Raw genomic sequence first — 17,922 nt, 5'->3', positions numbered from 1 at the left:
TAAGGGTCGCCCAACGAGCAGGTCAATCCTGTGCCGCGGACACATGGCGCCGGAACGCCGTTTTCAAAAGCTCGATCTCGTCGCGGAGCAGGGCCACTTCGCCACGGATATCTTCATCGAGGCCAGTGCCTGCCATGAGCGTTATCCGGTCGAGAATCTCGCCGCTGGTGGTGCTGCGCAAGGCAACCACCTGCACGCCGTCCGACAGGACATCTGCGGGCAGATCGATCGTGACACGGGTGGCCCCAGGTTGGTCCGGCATCGCGACCATGCGAGCAAGACCAACAACCTTGCCGTTATGAACCGCTTCGATCCCTGTCTCCAACGGCCCTTCGAAGATCCCTTCGTAAACGCCAGACGTGATCCGAACCTGCTGCAGTCTTTCCCGCACTGTCATCACCCTTCTGCCCCGCGAGGGACGACTTAGACATCGGCGCGCGGCGCGCGCAAAACCACCATGTCCCACAGCGCGATACGCGTCATCTCGGGACTTTCGATAATGAGGTCGAGCCACGCTTTTTCGATTCGTTGCTCGTTGATCTTGGAATAGGCGAGATCGAATTCCGCCTGTCCGCGCCCTTCGCGGATCTCGATCTGTCGCACCAGTTGTTCGACATTCGGACCGTGCTGCACATTCAGCCGGGCATAAAGTTCGACAGGTTGTTCCCGTTCGATCCGAAGATCGACCGTGATGAAATGGTTCAGGGTCAAACCCTCGACCGCTTCAGCGGGAAGATCCTGAACCAGCGACACGAAGGATCCGTCAAACCGGTAGACCTCCAGCACGAGGCCGAAAATGGCGCCGTCAATCCAGGCTGGCGCGCGGTCTTGCCGTAGGCTGAGGTCTGAATGCGCCGCGTCGTGAAACAGGGTCACGTCACCCGGCAGATGCGTCGGAGACGGCACGCCGACCAGGCCGCGCGGGCGCATTTCGACACGCCAGGGGGCCGGGCGCATGGCCCAATCGCACTGGTCAGACTGCTCGATCCCGTCACTGGGCCGGACTCGTGACAACAATTCATTCCGCGCACGCGATGAAAGGTCGTCCAACCTGTCGCGCATTTCGCGCATCTCGACATTCATTTCGACAAGGGCCGAACCGGGCACGCCACTGGGCGCGTCCATCGCGCGCTGCCATCGTTTCAGCCGGTCACTCCGGCCAAACCGTTCCAGAATGCCTGGCTTTTGATCCCCCATGAACACTCGTTCCTCAAACCTAACACTGTCCCGTCCGCGTCGAATATAACGGCGAACTTCAAAAGACGTTAACCGAATATTCGCCGGAACAGGCCAACATTGAACAGACCACCGCTTGGGGGCGGCTGGACCGCCTCGACCGGAACGGCAGGCGCGACAATGGGGGCGGTGTCACCCAGGCCGGCATTGGCCGCCTGAACTGCGCCGGCAAAGGCGCGCAAGGTCGCAAGGCTTTCCGCCTCGCTGACCTCGCGATCCTCAAGCGCCAGAACGGAAAGCGTGGTAATCCGCTGACCCAGGTCGAGATAGGCGCGCCAGTAATCGCGCTGCACACCCTCGACCGATCCGGCGCTGACGTCGCTTGCGTGCAGCAGGAACATGTCCCCCTCGATCCGGGTGTCGAGAACCGTGACCGTTTCAGGGTCTTGCGACCGGCTGAGCAGCGCGAGCCCCTGTTCCGACCGGAAGAAGGCGTCGAGTTCCCCGAGGCTGTCGGCAATCGCGCCCTCGTCGGACGGCGCAGAGATAGCTGCCGTCAGAACCGCCGGGACCGATGGTTGATCCGCGCGGCGGGAGCTTGAGATCGCCGCGCAGTTGCCCAAAAGAACGAAGGCCGTCGCGCCATCATCGCGCGTCGCCGTTTCATCGACGCAAAACCCCTCGGGGCCGGTGACGATGATCGCCGATTGGGTGACGATCGCCTCGCGCGGGGCCGAGGCCCCCAAGCCGCCGACGCACCCCGCCAGCGCAAGGCAGAACAAGCCAAGCGCGGCGGGGCGAATCCGCGGATCAAAGATCGGCGTAGACATGCTTCTCTTCTTTGCCACCGGGATGGGTGACTGCGCCGAGACGGGCATTCCCGACCAACTGGGCGTATTTCCAAAGCGCGCCGGTGGCGTAGATCGTTTCACGCGGGCCGGACCAGTTGGCGCGGCGCTCCTCCAGCTCCTTGTCGGACAGAGCGACGGACAACTCGCCGTTGATCGCGTCAATCGTGATCATGTCGCCATCCTGAAGCAGGCCGATCGGCCCACCCACGGCGGCCTCGGGGCCGACATGGCCCACGCAGAAGCCACGCGTTGCGCCCGAGAAACGGCCATCGGTGATCAGAGCCACCTTCTTGCCCATACCCTGCCCCGAGAGGGCAGCGGTCGTGGCCAGCATTTCCCGCATGCCGGGGCCACCCTTGGGCCCTTCGTTGCGAATGACGATGACCTCGCCTTCCTCGTAGTTGCGCGCCTTCACGGCTTCGAAGGCGTCTTCTTCACATTCGAAGACGCGGGCCGGACCGGTGAACACCTGGTTCTCTGCGGCCATGCCAGCGACCTTCACGATGGCGCCTTCGGGGGCAAGGTTGCCTTTCAGGCCCACGACGCCACCGGTGGGCGTGATCGGCGTTGCAGCCGAATAGATGACCTTGCCGTCCGCTTCGCGCGTGATGAGGTCGAGTTCCTCGCCCATGCTGCGGCCGGTGGCGGTGATGCAATCTTCGTGGATGAGGCCCGCCTTGCGCAGTTCCTTCATGACGACGGGCACGCCGCCCGCTTCGTAGAGGTCCTTGGCGACGTATTGGCCGCCCGGCTTCATATCGACGAAATACGGCGTGTCCTTGAAGATCTCGCAGACGTCGAACAGGTCGAAGTCGATCCCGGCCTCGTGCGCGATGGCGGGCAGGTGCAGGCCGGCATTCGTCGAGCCGCCGGTGCAGGCCACGACGCGCGCGGCGTTTTCCAGCGATTTGCGGGTGACGATGTCACGGGCGCGGATGTTCTTCTCCAAGAGGTTCATCACCGCCTCGCCCGAGGCGACCCCGTATTGGTCGCGCGATTCATAGGGAGCGGGCGCGCCGGAAGAATTCGGCAGCGCCAGGCCGATCGCCTCGGAGACGCAGGCCATGGTGTTGGCGGTGAACTGGCCGCCGCAAGCGCCCGCGCTGGGGCAAGCCACGCGCTCGATCACGGCCAACATCTCGTCCGACATGTTGCCCGCCTGGTGCTGACCGACGGCTTCGAACACGTCCTGCACGGTCACGTCCTTGCCTTCCAGACGGCCCGGAAGGATGGACCCGCCGTAGATGAAGACCGATGGCACATTCAGGCGCACCATCGCCATCATCATGCCCGGCAGCGACTTGTCGCACCCGGCAAGGCCGACAATGGCGTCGTAGCAATGGCCACGCATGGTCAGCTCGACCGTATCGGCGATGGCATCGCGCGAGGCAAGCGACGAGCGCATCCCTTCATGGCCCATGGCGATGCCGTCGGTGACGGTGATCGTCGTGAACTCGCGCGGGGTGCCGTTGGCATGCTTCACGCCCAGCTTCACCGACTGTGCCTGTCGGTTCAGCGCGATGTTACAGGGCGCGGCCTCGTTCCAGCAGGTCGCGACGCCGACGAAAGGCTGGTGAATCTCTTCCTCGGAGATGCCCATTGCATAGAAATACGACCGGTGCGGCGCGCGCGACGGACCTTCCGTCACGTGGCGGCTTGGCAATTTCGACTTGTCCACCTTGCCCTTCAACATCGCTGGCTCCCTTCCGCTTACAGGCTTGCGTCCCGGCGAGGGTTGGCCGGGCTTTGCTCCGGAATAGACGGCGGCCTGCGGCGACACAAGAACGTTAGGCCAACAGGGCCTACGCATGATTGCCGCGCCCCCCGATGCGGAGTAGGGTGTTTGCAACAACAAAAGGCAGGCAGGCCGATGCAGTATCCCGCCCACGCGGAATTCGTGGCGCCCGCACGGGCGCGTCCCCAGCTATGGCGATTGTTCGTCGGCCTGCTCTTGGCCGGGGCAATCTATTTTGCCGGGATCCTGCTGATTTTCGGAATCCTTCTGATCACGAGCGGCCCGGAGGGCGCGCAACGCTGGATGGCCTCGATGTCCCTGGCGAACGGCCCGACCAGCACGCTTCTGTTGCTGGCGACCTTCATCGGGATGGCCCTGGGGCCGATGGCAGCGGCGAAACTGCTTCACAGACGCCCGGCCCTGTCCCTGTTCGGCGGGCCATTTCCGCGGCTCTCAACCCATTTCGCGATCGGGGCCGTGGTCTGTGCCGTTGTCTACGGCGCGACCCTTCTGATCCCCAGCCCCGAGGGCGCAACGCCCACGCCAAATCTCGACCTGTCCCTCTGGGCCAGTTTCCTGCCGCTCGCCTTGGTGGGTGTGTTCGTGCAAACCGGGGCGGAGGAGCTGCTGTTTCGCGGCTATGTTCAGCAGCAACTGGCCGCGCGCTTCCGCTCGCCCGTGATCTGGATGGTCTTGCCGGCCGTTCTCTTTGGTTTGGCGCATTACCAACCCGACCTGATGGGCGAAAACACGTGGTTCATCGTGGCCGCCACTGGCGTGTTCGCCTTGCTTGCCGCCGATCTGACCGCCGTGACCGGGAATATAGGGGCCGCGTGGGGGCTTCATTTCGCCAATAACTGTGCCGCGATCCTGTTCGTGGCCAGCGACGGGCCGCTGTCAGGCCTTGCGCTTTACACGATGCCGGTCGATCCGGCCTCGCCTGACATGGCCCCCCTGATCCTTCTGGATATCGGCATCACGGTTGCAATCTGGCTGGTCATCCGGCTGGTCGTGAAGCGCGTCCGCGCCTGACCGGACGTCACCGCGCATGATTGCATTTCCCGCCTGCGAGGCCTATCTCGGGCGCGAACCGTCAGACCCGTCCTGAGAGCGCGCATGAACTGGATCACCAACTACGTCCGCCCCCGGATCAATTCGATCTTCTCGCGTCGCGAGATGCCCGAGAACCTGTGGTCCAAGTGTGATGAATGCGGCACGATGCTGTTTCACCGCGAGTTGAGCGACAACCTGAACGTCTGCACGAATTGCGGGCATCACATGGCGCTCACGCCGCGCGACCGGTTCACGGCGCTGTTCGACGCGGGCATCTTCACCGAGGTCGAGGTGCCGCAGCCCATCGATGATCCGCTCAAGTTCCGCGATCAGAAAAAGTACCCGGACCGCTTGAAGGCGGCCCAGAAACAGACGGGCGAGGCCGAGGCGATGCTGGTCGCCGAGGGCGAGATCGGGCGCACTCCTATCGTCGCGGTCGCGCAGGATTTCAGCTTCATGGGCGGGTCCATGGGCATGTATGTGGGCAATGCGATCATCGCCGCCGCCGAACGTGCCGTGATGCTGAAACGCCCACTGATCCTGTTCTCTGCCGCCGGGGGCGCGCGCATGCAGGAGGGTATCCTGTCGCTGATGCAGATGCCGCGCACCACGGTCGCCGTGCAGATGCTCAAGGAAAATAACCTGCCCTATATCGTGGTGCTGACGCACCCGACGACGGGTGGGGTGACCGCCAGCTACGCCATGCTGGGTGACGTTCATATCGCCGAGCCCAACGCACTGATCTGCTTTGCCGGGCCACGCGTGATCGAACAGACGATCCGCGAGAAACTCCCCGAGGGGTTCCAACGGGCGGAGTACCTGCTGGATCACGGCATGCTGGACCGCGTGACCCCACGCAAGGATATGCGCGAAGAACTCATCACCATCACGCGGATGCTGATGGGCTTGCCGCCCGCGATCCTGGCGGATCTGCCGCCGCCGCCCGAGGTGTCACCCGAACCTCCCACACCGGCGCCGACGCCGGATCAGGATAGCGAACAGACCTCGTGAGCAGCGCGACATCCGACATCCTCCTTGACCGGATGATGTCGCTCCACCCCAAGGTGATCGACCTCACGCTCGACCGGATGTGGCGCATCCTTGCCGCGCTCGGCCACCCCGAGCGTGAGATGCCGCCGGTGATCCATATCGCGGGAACGAACGGTAAGGGATCGACCCAGGCAATGATCCGTGCGGGCCTCGAAGGGGCTGGCAAGACTGTCCACGCCTATACCTCGCCGCATCTGGCGCGGTTTCACGAACGCATTCGGCTGGCGGGAGATCTGATAGAAGAAGATGCACTCTCGGCAATCCTCGACGAATGCCTCGTTGCCAACGGCCCGGACCCCATAACGTATTTCGAGATCACCACCGCAGCCGCGATCCTGGCCTTCGCGCGCACACCGGCCGACTACACCTTGCTGGAGGTCGGCCTTGGCGGGCGGCTCGATGCGACCAACGTGATCGACGCGCCGTGCCTGACCGTCATCACGCCCGTGGATATGGACCATCAGCAGTTTCTTGGCGAAACCTTGTCCGAGATCGCTGCGGAAAAGGCGGGCATCATCAAGCGCGGAGTACCGTGCATCGTCGGGCGGCAGCAGGATGACGCGCTGGAGGTGATCGAGGACCGCGCCGTGCGCCTCGGTGCCCCCCTCCTGGCGCATGGGCAGCACTGGCATGTCTGGGAGGAACGCGGGCGGCTGGTGTTCCAGGACGAAACCGGCCTGCTGGACTTGCCGCTCCCCGCGCTTCCCGGCGCGCATCAGGTCGAGAATGCGGGCATCGCGCTGGCCGCCCTGCGCGCACTCGGCATGGACGAGGGTGCCTGCGAGGCGGCAATGCGCAACGTGACGTGGCCCGCGCGGATGCAGCGCCTGCGCCATGGCCCGCTGGTCGATGCGGCGCAGCAGGCAGAACTGTGGCTGGACGGCGGGCATAACCCGCATGCAGGCCGCGCCATCGCGGCGCATTTGGCCAACTTGCAGGATCGGCCCACCTACCTGATCTGCGGCATGCTCAACACCAAGGACCCGGCGGGGTACCTGGAACATTTCAAGGGGCAGGTGGCGGGGCTTCAGGCCGTTCCGATCCCTGATGCTACCGCAACACTTTCGGCCGAAGAAACCGCCGCCGCCGCGCGAGAAGCGGGTCTTACAGCGGTCGAGGCCGCGTCTGTCGAAGACGCGCTTGCCGCCATCACAGGCGAAACGCCCGAAGCGCGCATCTTGATCTGCGGTTCTCTTTACCTTGCTGGAAACGTGTTGAAAGAGAACGGGTAGCGGTCTTTGCGACGGGGTCGCGGTGCTTTGGCCGTTCCTCCGTTCCGCCGTTGCAACGAAGACCCTGCCACGCTGTCAGTCAACGCGGGCGAACACGAACGCGCGACCTGATCGGCGGCGGCATCCGCCGCCCCTTGACCATTCGTGCAGCGGGTCCACACTCTGCATCCATGCGCCGAACGACTTTCACCGCCCTTGCCATCGCATTGGCCGCCCTTCCAGCCCACGCCGCCCGGTTCCAGTTCTGCTGGGTCGGAAACTCGGGCTATACGATGGAAGGGATCATCGAGGTGCCGGACAACCTGCTGAACACCGGGATCATCACCCAACAGGATGTCAGCGCCTTCTTCATTCAAGGCTATCATGACGGGGTGCCAATCGGCGCTTGGAACATGCGCCAGCGCACGACCGAGACGACCTGGACCCTGTTCTTCGACACGACCAACCTCGAATTCCCGATGGGCGGTCACTTCCTCGAACAAAGTTACCAGGCGTGGAACGCCAATGGCGAGGTGAATGATTGCGGGCCGGACGGGTTCGGCTTCAACGGCGGCAACTGGGCACAAGATGTCTGCATCGACAATGTCTGGATCGCGGCCAGTTCCATCGATCCCGATACGCCCTTGCCTGTCTTCGGTATGGACACCGAGATGTCCTGCCAGTCGGTCGTCCCGCTCAGCTAAGGCCGCCAGTCATCTCGAAGGCGAGATACAGGACCAGGATCGCCCCAAGCCACGAGGCTGCCACCCTCCAGCCGATCCGCATCCAAGGGGCCGCAACCTTATCCAGCGCGACGCGGGCTGCCCCGGCGGGCAAGGCCACCGCGATGTTGACCCCAAGGATCAGCCCGAGATGGATGAAAACCGACAGCTCGAACAAGCCATGCCCTTCGAGACCCACGGCCAGGGCCCCCACCCCGGTCAATGCCGCGAGGCCGATTGCCAAGGTCTTGGTCGGGCGCGGCAGCAGGGCTGCGAGTGCTGCGATCACGATGCCCAGCGCGATGAACACGGTCGTGATCCATGGCCCAACGACAGAGGCCACGATCACGCCCGCGATCTGCCCTAGCAGGTAGAATGGCCAGGCGCGCGGCAAACCCTCCGCGTCCCAGAGGCTGAGCAATATGCCCAGCGCGAGGATCGGGATGAGCAAGCCCGGATCGGTCAGGACAACGCCTGTGCCCTCGACCACCTGGTTATAGGCATCCGCCCCGGTATCAAAGCTGTGCGCGGCGGCAGGACCCGCGCCGATCAGCGCGGTCGCCGCAATCCCGATCCGTTTCAAGACGCGCCCTCAGGCAAGTCCGAACAGAAACGCCGCGCCGACCAGGGCGATCACACCGCCGGCGCCGCGCACAGCGGTCTTGCCGATCTCGGACTTGGTGAGAAAGCCGAATGCGATCCCGATCATGTGCAAAAGACCCGTTCCGACGACGAAGCCGACGGCGTAGCCGTAGGGGCTGAAGGCCTCTGGCAACTCGGTCCCATGCGCGTGTCCGTGGAAGATTGCAAAGACGCCGACGATGACCGCCGCCACCCAGATCGGCGCGCGCACGGCAAAGGCGATCAGAAGGCCGAGGATGACACCCGACAGCGCGATACCGGTTTCAACGGCAGGCAGGGGCATGCCCACCACGCCCATCGCGCCACCCACGGCCATCACCAGCGGGAAGACGACCGGAAGGATCCAGATGGATGGCGATCCCAGGAACGCGCCCCACAGGCCAACGGCGACCATGGCAACGACATGATCCCAGCCGAGGATCGGGTGCCAGAAGCCGCTGGCAAAGCCGGTATTGATCCCCTCTCCGGTGTGCGCACCCGCCTGCGCGGCCAGAAGCATCAGGGGAAGCGCAAGGAGCGCGGCACGGGACTGCGGGGAAAAGCTCGGCATCGGAAAACTCCTGCAAAAAGGTTGTCGAAAGGGTAGCAAGCGCCTGACCCGGGTCAACAGATCATGCACAAGAAACGGAACGCCGCCTGCGTAAGTTTCAGGGCTGATCGCGCCCGGCGCCCCAATCGGCGCCCTGCATCTCGCGCAAACGGCTTGCGGTGCGTTCGAACTCGAAACTCCCCGCCCCTTCGAGATACAGGCGCTCCGGCTCGTCCTCGGCCGTCGCGATCAGCCGGACATGCCCCTCGTAGAGCGCATCGATAAGGGTAACGAAGCGCTTTGCCTCGTTGAACTTGCTGGCGTCCAACCGCGGAATGCCTTCCAGCACCAACAGCTTTACCGCGCCCACGAGCGCCAGGTAATCCGCCGGGCCCAATGGCTGACCGCACAGATCCCAGAACGAGGCCCGCGCCATGCCCGCCCAGTACCGGGGCACATGCACCTCGCGTCCCTTCACCTCCAGGCAGAGCTCTTCCTCGCGCCCCTCGGTCAGGTCGCGCCAGATTGCATCGACCTTTTTCGTGGCCTCGGCGCCCAGCGGGCAGAAATAGACCGGCTCACCAGCCAAGCGATCCTGCCTGTAGTCGGCCATTGCGTCCAATTGGTCGACCTCAAGACGGGATTGCAGCAACTCGATGAACGGCAGGAATAACTGCCGGTTCAGCCCATCCTTGTAGAGGTCGGTCGGATGCCTGTTCGACGTTGTCACCACCACGACGCCAGCATCGAACAGCTTTTCAAATAACCGTCCAACGATCATCGCATCCGCGATATCCGTGATCTGCATCTCGTCGAAACACAGCAGGCGAAGATCCTTGGCAATCGCGTCGGCGACCGGCTTGATCGCATCGTCCACGCCGGTCTTGCGCGCTTCGTGCAGGGCGGCCTGCACCTCTTGCATGAAGGCATGGAAATGCACCCGGCGGCGTTCCTTGATGCCGACATGCGCGTAGAACAGGTCCATCAGCATGGACTTGCCACGGCCAACCCCGCCCCAAAGGTACAGGCCCTGTTTCCCGGCGGGTTCGGCCCGTTTGAAACGAGACAGCAACCCTTTGCGTTGCGGGGCCTCCAGCCGCTCGCGCAGTTCCTCAAGCCGCAGCAACGCCGCGCGCTGTGCCGGATCGGGGCGCAGAAGCCCTTCGGCGACGCGCGTATCGTAGATAGCTTGCAGGTGTTGTCCCATGCGTCGGTTCCTAGCGCGCGATGTCGTCCGGCGCCAGCGGTGCGATCATCGATGCTGATGTGCGCCAGCACGCTTTGTGGATTGACGGTGCCTGCCACGCCCGCAATCTTGCACCCTGCGAACAAGGACAGGGTTGATGACCAAATCCCCGCTTTTCACCCCCGTGCTTATCGGTGGCTCGATCATCATCCTGATCAGCTTTGCCATCCGCGCCAGTTTCGGGGTGTTCCAGATCCCGATCGCCGATGAATTCGGCTGGTTGAGGGCCGAGTTCAGCCTCGCCATCGCGATCCAAAACCTTGCCTGGGGTATTGGGCAGCCGATCTTCGGGGCCATCGCGGAACGGTTCGGCGACCGTCGGGCGATCATCCTCGGCGCGTTGACCTATGCCGTGGGCCTGGTCCTGTCGTCCATGGCCGTCACGCCCGGACAGCACCAGCTTCTGGAAATTTTTGTCGGGTTCGGCATCGCCGGAACAGGCTTCGGCGTCATTTTGGCCGTTGTCGGACGGGCCGCCTCGGACGAGCACCGCTCCGTGGCGCTTGGCATCGCCACGGCCGCAGGTTCGGCCGGCCAGATCGTGGGCGCCCCCCTCGCCGAAACCCTGTTGGGTCTTTTCCCCTGGCAAACCGTCTTCCTCATCTTCGCAGGAATGGTGCTCGCGTCGCTCTTTGCCCTGCCGCTGCTGCGCGCACCAGAGGCCGCCTCGAAGGCCGAGCTGGAGGAGAGCATGGGCGAAATCCTCGGCAAGGCTTTCCGGGATCCATCCTTCACGCTCATCTTCGTCGGCTTCTTTTCCTGCGGCTACCAACTGGCCTTCATCACCGCCCACTTCCCCGCCTTCGTGACCGAGCTTTGCGGCCCGATCGACCCGACCGGCATCCTGGCAGGTCTCGGCGTGACGACGACATCGGGCCTTGGCGCGCTTGCGATTGCGCTGATCGGGTTGGCGAATATCGCCGGTACGATCACCGCAGGCTGGCTCGGCAATCGCTTTCCAAGGAAATACCTTCTGACCCTGATCTATGTGGGGCGCACGCTGGCGGCCGGCATCTTCATCCTGCTCCCCATAACGCCCGCAACGGTCATCGTCTTTTCCATCGTCATGGGCGCGCTGTGGCTGGCCACCGTGCCGCTGACCTCAGGGCTCGTCGCCTATATCTACGGGCTGCGTTACATGGGGACGCTTTATGGCATCGTCTTTTTCAGCCACCAGCTTGGCGGCTTCCTCGGTGTCTGGCTGGGGGGCTGGATGTACGACCTCTACGGCGACTACACCGCCGTCTGGTGGATTGGCGTGGCCGTCGGGGCATTGAGCGCGATTGTCCACCTGCCGATCCGCGAAACGCCGCTTCAAGACCGCAACCGCGTCGCCGTGGCCACCTGACCCAAATCTTTATCCTGAAAATATGCTGGGGGAGCGCGAGGGGGTGAAACCCCCTCGCACGGGTCGCCTGCGTCAGCAGGGGAAACCGCTCAGCCGCCTTGCACCGCGTTCAGGATGTAGCGCGCGACCATCAGGTCCAGATGCGCGCCGCCACCGTTCTTGAACAGCGTGATCTCGTCTTCGCCCTGCCGCGCAAAATCCCCACCCGGCAGATCGTAGTAGTCGGCCACAACGTCGGTTTCCGAAACGACGCCCTGCTCCAGCGGGATCTTCAATTCGCCGATATGGCCCAGAACGGTATCGCGGCTGTCGAGGAAGATCCGCGCACGTTCCAGCACCTCGTCATCGGCCTCACGCATGTCAGGGCGGTAGGCGCCGATCAGGTCCAGGTGTTGGCCCGGTTTCAGCCACGCCCCCTCGATCAGGGGACGGTCCGTCATCGTGGCACAGGTGACGATATCCGCCTCGGCCACGGCGGCGCGCAGGTCGGTCATCGGGGTCGTATGCCCGTAATGCTCGGCCAGTTGCGCCGCCGGTTCGGGCGAACGGTTCCAAACGATGAAAGATGCCTTTGGAAACAGCGCGCCATAGGCCTCGCGCAGGGATCGGCCGACGGTGCCGGCGCCCACGATCAGGATCGTCTCGCTATCCTTTCGCGCCAGCTTGCGCGCGGCCAGCAGGCTGTCACCCGCTGTTTTCCACTTGGTGACGAGGTGGAAATCCACGATCGCCGACAACTCGCCGGTTTCGTCGTCGTAAAGGTTCACCCCGCCATTCACCATCGGCTTGCCGCGCGCCGGATTGCCCGGATGGATCGTCGCCGTTTTCACAAGGCTTCCCAACCCGTCGATCCAGGCCGCGCGGCTCAGCAGCGTGTCCTTGCCGCGATAGAGGAACGTATCCCCGATCTCGGCCCTGGGCAGGGCATGCCCCGCCTCGATCGCATCGGTCAGGGCGATCCAGTCAAGCTTTTCTTCGGCCTCGGGCCCGATCATCGCGATGCTCATGGCTTGGCCTCCTCCTCGGTCAGCAGGTCGGCGGCGACCAGCCTGTCGGCCCAGCCCGACGGCCCATCGAACAGATGCGCCTGCCATCCGCGCGCCTCGGCGGCGGCGATGTTCGCGTCGCGGTCATCGGCGAAAAGAATGGCACCGGGCGCGACGCCAACACCTTCTTCCACCAACTCGTAGATCCTCGGATCCGGTTTCGTCACCTGCATCCGGCCCGAGACGAATTCGATATCGAACTCGTTAAGGAAATCGAACTGGGTTTGCGCATAGGCGTAGCTTTCCACCCCGAAATTCGTCAGGCAGTGGACCGGCACGCCCTTGGCCCGCAGCCGCCGCATGAGGGTGACGGAATGGTCGATGACCGGCGTGGCCAGCTCGATCCAATTGTCGTGCCAATCGCGGATCTCGGCCCGCCAATGGGGATAGGTCTCCGCCGTTTCATAGATCACGTCGCGAAACGGCTCGCCCCGATCCACTCGTTCATTCATCCAGTGCAGATCGACCTCGTTGAACAGGGCCTTTCGACGGTCTTCACCGTAGACCCGGTCGTAATACCGTTCGGGTTGCCATTCGATCAGCACGTTGCCGATGTCGAAGATCACGGCTTCGGGTTTCATTCGGTCACCCCGTAAAGCGCCTCGGCATGGAAGGCGACGTGATCCTCCATGAAGGTCGAAATGAAGAAATAGCTGTGGTCATAGCCGGGCTGAAGCCGCAGGGTCGCGTGCTGCCGACGCGCTGCGATGGCCTCGGCCAGGGCCTCGGTCTTGAGCAGGTCGCCGAACTGGTCCGCCGTGCCGGTATCGATCAGGACCGGACCGGGAAACCCCTTTTCGCGCATCAGGACAGTGGCGTCATGCGCCTCCCACAGGGCCGTATTCTCGCCCAGATACGCGGTGAACTGCTTGCGGCCCCAATCGCTTTCCATCGGGTTGCAGATCGGAGCGAAGGCCGAGACGCTGGCAAAACGCTCCGGGAAACTCATCGCGATGGTCAGGGCACCGTGCCCGCCCATCGAGTGCCCGGTGATGCCCTGCCGCGCTTCGTCCAGGGCAAAGCGATCGAACAGCGCGCGCGGAAGCTCCTCGGTCACGTAGTCCCACATCTGGAAATGCTCGGCCCACGGGTCCTGCGTGGCGTTGACGTAGAACCCGGCGCCTTGCCCGAGGTCGTACGCCTCGTCATTCGGCACGCCCGCGCCGCGGGGCGACGTATCTGGAAAGACCAGCGCGATCCCCTGTTCGGCTGCCCACATCTGCGCACCCGCCTTCGTCATCGCGTTCTCGTGGGTGCAGGTCAGGCCCGACAGGAACCAGAGCACCGGCACCGGGCCATCTTCGGCCTCGGCCGGCATGAACAGCCCGAATGTCATATCGGTGCCGGTGGCATCCGACGCGTGGCTGTAAACGCCCTGCGTACCTCCGAAACAGCGATTTTCCGAGATCGTCTCCATCAGGGGCACCCCTTCCATACATTGCTTGCGCCAAGGCGTAACGCGGGTGGCCTGCCTGCTCAACCGCCCAAGGTGATCCCCGCCATCTGCGACACCCAACCGATAATGACCGAGACTGTCAGGATCGAGATCGTCGTTGACACCAGAATGGCCGTCGACACCCGCTGCGGCGCGACACCGTAATGCTGTGCCAGAATGTAGACATTCCCGGCGACCGGCAGCGATGCCGCGGCAATCATCACCGCCGCGTCGAAGGTTGCGACCGGGAACAGGACCAACGCGGCGAACGCGACAGCGGCCGGGTGCAGGACAAGTTTGCAGAAGCTGAGCCACCCGGCGACCGACAGGCGCTCGGCCGATTTCCCGGCCAGAGAAGCCCCGATTGCAAAAAGCGCCCCGGGGGTCGCTGCCGCGCCAAGAATGCCGAGAAACTCGTTCACGGGACCGGGCACATCCCATCCGCTCGACGACCAGGCCAGCCCTAGCACGATGGACACGATCATCGGGTTTTTCAGCAGGCCCATCCCGACCGACTTCAGCGTCGACAAGCGCACGCGGCCCTCGCGGCTGCCGGTGACAAGAATGACGATCAGGCTGGAAAACACCACGAGGTCCAGCGTCAGCACCATCAAAACGGGTCCCGCCGCCGCCTCACCCATCAGGACGACCAGCATCGGCACGCCCAGAAAACCGGTATTCCCGATCACCGCGCATTGAGCCTCGACGGCTGCTTCGGTGATCGGCCTGCGCCTGAGCATCGCGACCGCCGTGGCCAACAGGTAGACGATGAAACACCCCCACAGGTAGGCCGCCACGAACCACCAGTCGAAAATCTCGGCGAGCGACAGATTCGCGGCAAAGCGGAACAGCATCGCCGACAAGGCGAAGTAGAACACGAACTTGGTCAGGTAAGCCGCCGCCTCGGCCGTGAAGAACCCGGTGCGACAGGCCTGAAACCCCAATCCGATCAGGGCGAAGAACGGCAATGTCTTGAGGAAGATCTCAACCATGCCTTTTCGGCTACGCCACGCCGCGCGGACTGTCCAGCGATGCGACAGAAGAGGAGTTTTCAAACTGAACCGTTTGGTCAGTTTGCGGGATTCACAGTGGTCCGCGCATCCTGACAAGCCACATTGGCCATGACGCGTCCCCAAGCGTCACCCGGTTGGAGCGGCGTGCCGAAATCCCGGTCGATCAGCGCGGGACAATCCCTGTGGCCGAAGCGATCCGGCGCGCCAATGACGGTTGACCAGATGACATGGTGCGCGGCGACCGTCGCGCGCCGTCATCCTTGCCTGAACTGAACTGACTGGTTTACGCTTGTCTTCGGGGACGCGGAAGGATCGGGGACGGGGCGCCAGCATGAACGCTGACCTGAAGGTCAAGAAGGGCCGCAAGTTCGATCAGGTCGTCGAAGGCGCCCGCACTGTCTTCATGCGCGAAGGCTTCGAAGGGGCCAGCGTCGACGCCATCGCCCGCGACGCCGGCGTTTCCAAGGCCACGCTCTACAGCTATTTCCCCGACAAGCAGCAGCTTTTCATCGCCGTGCTACAGGCCGAATGCGACCAGCAATCGGAGATCGAGTTTGCCATCACCGGCTGCGACATACCCGTGCCCGATGCCTTGCGCCTGATCTGCAAGACCTTGGTCGGCCTTGTCCTGTCCGATGTCGGGCAAGACATCTTCAGGATTTGCGTGGCCGAAGCCCAGCGCTTTCCCGAACTGGGGCGTGCCTTCTACGAAAGCGGGCCAAATCGCTGGAATCGAAAAATAGCGCAATATCTCGAAAGCCCGGCCGCACAGAAGATGCTGGATATCGACGACAGCCTGCTTGCCGCCGACCAGTTGGCGCAGCTGTGCCGCACGGACCTGATGCTGAAAAGGGTTTTCGGGGTGCAAACCGATGTCACCGAAGCCGATGTCGATTTCATCGCGAACGAGGCCTGCAAGACCTTTCTCGCCCGTTATCAGCGTCGCTAGGCATGGCCCGGTATATCGACCCGACACGCGAGAGTTTCGCCACCTTCCGCGAAATGCAGCGCGAAGGGCCGGTTCACATGCTGAACCTGCTCAAGTTTCGCGAGCGCGCCGCCTATGATGATGGAACCGAGTGTTCAGGGGCCGAAGCCTATCGTGCCTATGCCCGGGAAAGCGCGCCCATCTTCCAACGATTGGGCGGACGGCAAGTCTGGATCGGGCGCCCCGAACTGATGTTGATCGGGCCCCGGGAAAAGCTCTGGGACCTTGCCTTCATCGCCGAATATCCCAACGTCAACGCCTTCGTGTCGATGCTGCGCGACCCCGCCTATCGCAAGGCAGTGCGCCACAGGCAGGCGGCCGTCGCGGAGTCGCGCCTGATCCGGATGGAGCCCGGCAACCCCGGTGGGGCCTTCGGCGAGATCGCGCCCTAGTCGATCCGGCGCACAAGCAATTGGTTGCCCTGTCCGCGTTTGACCTCCAGCGTCCTGATCGCTTCGACAAGGTCGCTCAGCTTGCGCTTTCCATAGGTCCGCGTGTCGAAATCCGGGTTGGCGCTGGTCATGTACTGGCCAAGCTGTCCCAGCGAATACCAGTCGTCTTCCTGCCCGATCCCCTCCATCGCCCGGTGGATCAGATCCCGCGCCTCGCTGATCGGGCGCTTGTCGCCCGCTTGCTTGTCGTCTGTTTTCGGATCGCCACCCTCCGACCCGAGGATGTTCTCGACAAAGATGAACCGCTTGCAGGCTTTACGGAAGGCATCGGGCGTTTTCTTCTGGCCAATGCCAAAGACATCCAGCCCTTGCTCGCGGATCCGGCTGGCCAGTCGCGTGAAATCGCTGTCGGAACTGACGAGGACAAACCCGTCGAACCGGCCAGAATGCATCAGGTCCATCGCGTCGATGACCAGCGCGATGTCGCTTGCGTTCTTGCCCACGGTATTGGCCGGCTGGTGATGCGGCACGATCCCGAACTCGGCCTGCACATTCGACCAGCCCTTCATGTGCGACGAGCTGAAGTCGCCGTAGATGCGCCGAACACTTGCCTCGCCGAACCCGGCGATCTCGTCGAAGATCGCCTTGGCGTGCTTGTGGCTGGTGTTGTCGGCATCGATCAGGACCGCAAGAAGCGGGGTGTCATTGGCCATGTCGTCTCCTGTTTTTCACGCACAGCCTCGCACGGATGCATCCGGCGAGCCACCCGCCTTCGGCGAGGTTGGCATGCCTTGGGCATGGCGCGGCTACTTGGCCTCGCCGGTGGCAGCGGTTTCTTCGGGGCACGGGGTTTGACCGGCGATCAGGTGTGCCAGTTCCTCGGCTTCGTCGGACGTATAACTCCCGCCGATCACAAGCGCGCCGATCGCGCTGAACGCCTCGCCAATGATCGAAAAGGGACTCTCAGTCTCCATCGGTCAGGTCCAGCATCATGACCAGGGCATCGACATAGCCCTCGGTCGGATGATGGAACGCCCCCGGCAATCGCCCGACCACCTCGAACCCGGCGTGCTGCCACGTCTTGATCGCGCGGGCATTGGTGGACACGACGAAATTGTACTGCATCGCGCGGTAGCCCATCTCGCGCGCTGTCTCGATGGAATGGGAGAGCATCGCCCGCGCCACGCCCTTGCCCTGCGATTGCCTCGCCGTGACATAGCCACAGTTGCAGACATGCGCGCCGCCGCCCGGATGGTTGGGACGGATGTAATAGGTCCCCAGAACGGTCCCGGCGCCATCCTCGACTAGGAACACCGTCTTTCCTGGCGCGCACCAGAGGGCGACGGCACCATCCGCGTCGATCTTCGGGTCGACCGTGTAGGTATCGCCGGCCCGGAATACGGGCAGGAGGAGGTCAACCAAGGCCGACCTGTCCTGTTCATTGGCGTCTGGGGTGGCGCGGCGAATTCGAAGCGCGCTTGTCAT

21 protein-coding genes are annotated in these 17,922 nt (G+C 63.6%); 7 read left to right on the top strand and 14 right to left on the bottom strand.

The window, feature by feature from the left end:
• Positions 1 to 22 precede the first annotated feature (22 nt).
• The 4 genes from KUV65_RS09760 to ilvD form a co-directional block, all read right to left on the bottom strand.
• On the bottom strand, positions 23 to 391 hold the full coding sequence (locus tag KUV65_RS09760) for a hypothetical protein (RefSeq protein ID WP_222190064.1): 369 nt from the start codon (positions 389 to 391) through the stop codon (positions 23 to 25).
• 32 nt (positions 392 to 423) lie between these two features.
• Entirely contained in the window at positions 424 to 1,197 is a 774-nt protein-coding gene (locus KUV65_RS09755) for a DUF6478 family protein (RefSeq protein ID WP_222190062.1), read from the bottom strand.
• A gap of 68 nt (positions 1,198 to 1,265) precedes the next feature.
• Complete coding sequence (locus KUV65_RS09750) at positions 1,266 to 2,006, bottom strand: hypothetical protein (RefSeq protein WP_222190060.1); 741 nt, start codon at positions 2,004 to 2,006, stop codon at positions 1,266 to 1,268.
• Positions 1,987 to 3,720 carry a dihydroxy-acid dehydratase gene (ilvD, locus tag KUV65_RS09745; protein ID WP_222190059.1) on the bottom strand — a complete coding sequence of 578 codons (1,734 nt, stop codon included), beginning with the start codon at positions 3,718 to 3,720 and terminating at the stop codon, positions 1,987 to 1,989. The genes KUV65_RS09750 and ilvD overlap by 20 nt, the downstream gene beginning before the upstream one ends.
• Before the next feature lie 177 nt (positions 3,721 to 3,897).
• On the opposite strand from ilvD, the gene KUV65_RS09740 reads away from it, so the two are divergent.
• The 4 genes from KUV65_RS09740 (at position 3,898) to KUV65_RS09725 (ending at position 7,780) form a co-directional block, all read left to right on the top strand.
• The gene (locus tag KUV65_RS09740; RefSeq protein ID WP_222190058.1) at positions 3,898 to 4,794 is read left to right on the top strand and encodes a CPBP family intramembrane glutamic endopeptidase; all 897 of its coding nucleotides are present in this window, start codon (positions 3,898 to 3,900) and stop codon (positions 4,792 to 4,794) included.
• 84 nt (positions 4,795 to 4,878) lie between these two features.
• Positions 4,879 to 5,826 (top strand): acetyl-CoA carboxylase, carboxyltransferase subunit beta, encoded by a 948-nt coding sequence (accD, locus tag KUV65_RS09735; RefSeq protein WP_222190056.1) that lies wholly within the window; start codon positions 4,879 to 4,881, stop codon positions 5,824 to 5,826.
• Positions 5,823 to 7,097: a bifunctional folylpolyglutamate synthase/dihydrofolate synthase gene (locus KUV65_RS09730; protein WP_308124598.1), complete on the top strand. Its 1,275-nt coding sequence runs from the start codon at positions 5,823 to 5,825 to the stop codon at positions 7,095 to 7,097. The genes accD and KUV65_RS09730 overlap by 4 nt, the downstream gene beginning before the upstream one ends.
• 170 nt (positions 7,098 to 7,267) lie before the next feature.
• Complete coding sequence (locus KUV65_RS09725; RefSeq protein ID WP_222190055.1) at positions 7,268 to 7,780, top strand: hypothetical protein; 513 nt, start codon at positions 7,268 to 7,270, stop codon at positions 7,778 to 7,780.
• Here the strand turns inward: KUV65_RS09725 and KUV65_RS09720 are convergent.
• The 3 genes from KUV65_RS09720 to zapE form a co-directional block, all read right to left on the bottom strand.
• Positions 7,773 to 8,381 (bottom strand): hypothetical protein, encoded by a 609-nt coding sequence (locus tag KUV65_RS09720; RefSeq protein WP_222190054.1) that lies wholly within the window; start codon positions 8,379 to 8,381, stop codon positions 7,773 to 7,775. The genes KUV65_RS09725 and KUV65_RS09720 overlap by 8 nt on opposite strands.
• Before the next feature lie 9 nt (positions 8,382 to 8,390).
• The gene (locus KUV65_RS09715; protein WP_222190053.1) at positions 8,391 to 8,990 is read right to left on the bottom strand and encodes a HupE/UreJ family protein; all 600 of its coding nucleotides are present in this window, start codon (positions 8,988 to 8,990) and stop codon (positions 8,391 to 8,393) included.
• 97 nt (positions 8,991 to 9,087) lie between these two features.
• The gene (zapE, locus tag KUV65_RS09710) at positions 9,088 to 10,176 is read right to left on the bottom strand and encodes a cell division protein ZapE (RefSeq protein WP_222190052.1); all 1,089 of its coding nucleotides are present in this window, start codon (positions 10,174 to 10,176) and stop codon (positions 9,088 to 9,090) included.
• A 136-nt stretch (positions 10,177 to 10,312) separates the two neighbouring features.
• On the opposite strand from zapE, the gene KUV65_RS09705 reads away from it, so the two are divergent.
• Positions 10,313 to 11,563, top strand: a complete 1,251-nt coding sequence (locus KUV65_RS09705) for an MFS transporter (RefSeq protein WP_222190051.1) — start codon at positions 10,313 to 10,315, stop codon at positions 11,561 to 11,563.
• A gap of 89 nt (positions 11,564 to 11,652) precedes the next feature.
• On the opposite strand, the gene KUV65_RS09700 is transcribed toward KUV65_RS09705, so the two are convergent.
• The 4 genes from KUV65_RS09700 to KUV65_RS09685 are packed head-to-tail and all read right to left on the bottom strand — an operon-like array spanning position 11,653 to position 15,036.
• A complete protein-coding gene (locus KUV65_RS09700) occupies positions 11,653 to 12,570 on the bottom strand; it encodes an ornithine cyclodeaminase family protein (protein ID WP_261331731.1) in 918 nt (305 codons plus the stop codon).
• A complete protein-coding gene (locus KUV65_RS09695) occupies positions 12,567 to 13,190 on the bottom strand; it encodes an HAD family hydrolase (protein WP_222190050.1) in 624 nt (207 codons plus the stop codon). Before KUV65_RS09695 ends, KUV65_RS09700 begins: the two co-directional genes overlap by 4 nt.
• The gene (gene fghA / locus KUV65_RS09690; protein ID WP_222190049.1) at positions 13,187 to 14,026 is read right to left on the bottom strand and encodes an S-formylglutathione hydrolase; all 840 of its coding nucleotides are present in this window, start codon (positions 14,024 to 14,026) and stop codon (positions 13,187 to 13,189) included. Before fghA ends, KUV65_RS09695 begins: the two co-directional genes overlap by 4 nt.
• A gap of 59 nt (positions 14,027 to 14,085) precedes the next feature.
• The gene (locus tag KUV65_RS09685) at positions 14,086 to 15,036 is read right to left on the bottom strand and encodes an AEC family transporter (protein ID WP_222190047.1); all 951 of its coding nucleotides are present in this window, start codon (positions 15,034 to 15,036) and stop codon (positions 14,086 to 14,088) included.
• 352 nt (positions 15,037 to 15,388) lie between these two features.
• On the opposite strand from KUV65_RS09685, the gene KUV65_RS09680 reads away from it, so the two are divergent.
• Entirely contained in the window at positions 15,389 to 16,006 is a 618-nt protein-coding gene (locus KUV65_RS09680) for a TetR/AcrR family transcriptional regulator (protein ID WP_222190045.1), read from the top strand.
• 2 nt (positions 16,007 to 16,008) lie between these two features.
• Positions 16,009 to 16,437 carry a DUF1330 domain-containing protein gene (locus KUV65_RS09675; protein WP_222190043.1) on the top strand — a complete coding sequence of 143 codons (429 nt, stop codon included), beginning with the start codon at positions 16,009 to 16,011 and terminating at the stop codon, positions 16,435 to 16,437.
• On the opposite strand, the gene KUV65_RS09670 is transcribed toward KUV65_RS09675, so the two are convergent.
• From KUV65_RS09670 to KUV65_RS09660, 3 genes are all read right to left on the bottom strand, one after another.
• Positions 16,434 to 17,150 carry an NYN domain-containing protein gene (locus KUV65_RS09670; RefSeq protein ID WP_261331730.1) on the bottom strand — a complete coding sequence of 239 codons (717 nt, stop codon included), beginning with the start codon at positions 17,148 to 17,150 and terminating at the stop codon, positions 16,434 to 16,436. The genes KUV65_RS09675 and KUV65_RS09670 overlap by 4 nt on opposite strands.
• A 93-nt stretch (positions 17,151 to 17,243) precedes the next feature.
• On the bottom strand, positions 17,244 to 17,411 hold the full coding sequence (locus KUV65_RS09665) for a hypothetical protein (RefSeq protein ID WP_222190041.1): 168 nt from the start codon (positions 17,409 to 17,411) through the stop codon (positions 17,244 to 17,246).
• Positions 17,401 to 17,922 (bottom strand): GNAT family N-acetyltransferase, encoded by a 522-nt coding sequence (locus tag KUV65_RS09660; RefSeq protein ID WP_222190038.1) that lies wholly within the window; start codon positions 17,920 to 17,922, stop codon positions 17,401 to 17,403. The genes KUV65_RS09665 and KUV65_RS09660 overlap by 11 nt, the downstream gene beginning before the upstream one ends.

It is taken from the genome of Maritalea mobilis, from assembly GCF_019800885.1.
GTDB classification, from domain to species: domain Bacteria; phylum Pseudomonadota; class Alphaproteobacteria; order Rhodobacterales; family Rhodobacteraceae; genus Roseibacterium; species Roseibacterium beibuensis.
Note: the sequence above shows the minus strand (reverse complement) of the source record. Positions and strands in the feature narration are given on the sequence as shown.

What these genes read in the sequence shown, in the direction of transcription:
- KUV65_RS09670 (WP_261331730.1), bottom strand. Translation starts at nt 17,150, where the DNA reads ATGGCCAATGACACCCCGCTTCTTGCGGTCCTGATCGATGCCGACAAC.
- KUV65_RS09665 (WP_222190041.1), bottom strand. Translation starts at nt 17,411, where the DNA reads ATGGAGACTGAGAGTCCCTTTTCGATCATTGGCGAGGCGTTCAGCGCG.
- accD (WP_222190056.1), top strand. Translation starts at nt 4,879, where the DNA reads ATGAACTGGATCACCAACTACGTCCGCCCCCGGATCAATTCGATCTTC.
- KUV65_RS09740 (WP_222190058.1), top strand. Translation starts at nt 3,898, where the DNA reads ATGCAGTATCCCGCCCACGCGGAATTCGTGGCGCCCGCACGGGCGCGT.
- KUV65_RS09750 (WP_222190060.1), bottom strand. Translation starts at nt 2,006, where the DNA reads ATGTCTACGCCGATCTTTGATCCGCGGATTCGCCCCGCCGCGCTTGGC.
- fghA (WP_222190049.1), bottom strand. Translation starts at nt 14,026, where the DNA reads ATGGAGACGATCTCGGAAAATCGCTGTTTCGGAGGTACGCAGGGCGTT.
- zapE (WP_222190052.1), bottom strand. Translation starts at nt 10,176, where the DNA reads ATGGGACAACACCTGCAAGCTATCTACGATACGCGCGTCGCCGAAGGG.
- KUV65_RS09725 (WP_222190055.1), top strand. Translation starts at nt 7,268, where the DNA reads ATGCGCCGAACGACTTTCACCGCCCTTGCCATCGCATTGGCCGCCCTT.
- KUV65_RS09700 (WP_261331731.1), bottom strand. Translation starts at nt 12,570, where the DNA reads ATGAGCATCGCGATGATCGGGCCCGAGGCCGAAGAAAAGCTTGACTGG.
- KUV65_RS09755 (WP_222190062.1), bottom strand. Translation starts at nt 1,197, where the DNA reads ATGGGGGATCAAAAGCCAGGCATTCTGGAACGGTTTGGCCGGAGTGAC.
- KUV65_RS09685 (WP_222190047.1), bottom strand. Translation starts at nt 15,036, where the DNA reads ATGGTTGAGATCTTCCTCAAGACATTGCCGTTCTTCGCCCTGATCGGA.
- ilvD (WP_222190059.1), bottom strand. Translation starts at nt 3,720, where the DNA reads ATGTTGAAGGGCAAGGTGGACAAGTCGAAATTGCCAAGCCGCCACGTG.
- KUV65_RS09660 (WP_222190038.1), bottom strand. Translation starts at nt 17,922, where the DNA reads ATGACAAGCGCGCTTCGAATTCGCCGCGCCACCCCAGACGCCAATGAA.
- KUV65_RS09705 (WP_222190051.1), top strand. Translation starts at nt 10,313, where the DNA reads ATGACCAAATCCCCGCTTTTCACCCCCGTGCTTATCGGTGGCTCGATC.
- KUV65_RS09675 (WP_222190043.1), top strand. Translation starts at nt 16,009, where the DNA reads ATGGCCCGGTATATCGACCCGACACGCGAGAGTTTCGCCACCTTCCGC.
- KUV65_RS09680 (WP_222190045.1), top strand. Translation starts at nt 15,389, where the DNA reads ATGAACGCTGACCTGAAGGTCAAGAAGGGCCGCAAGTTCGATCAGGTC.
- KUV65_RS09715 (WP_222190053.1), bottom strand. Translation starts at nt 8,990, where the DNA reads ATGCCGAGCTTTTCCCCGCAGTCCCGTGCCGCGCTCCTTGCGCTTCCC.
- KUV65_RS09695 (WP_222190050.1), bottom strand. Translation starts at nt 13,190, where the DNA reads ATGAAACCCGAAGCCGTGATCTTCGACATCGGCAACGTGCTGATCGAA.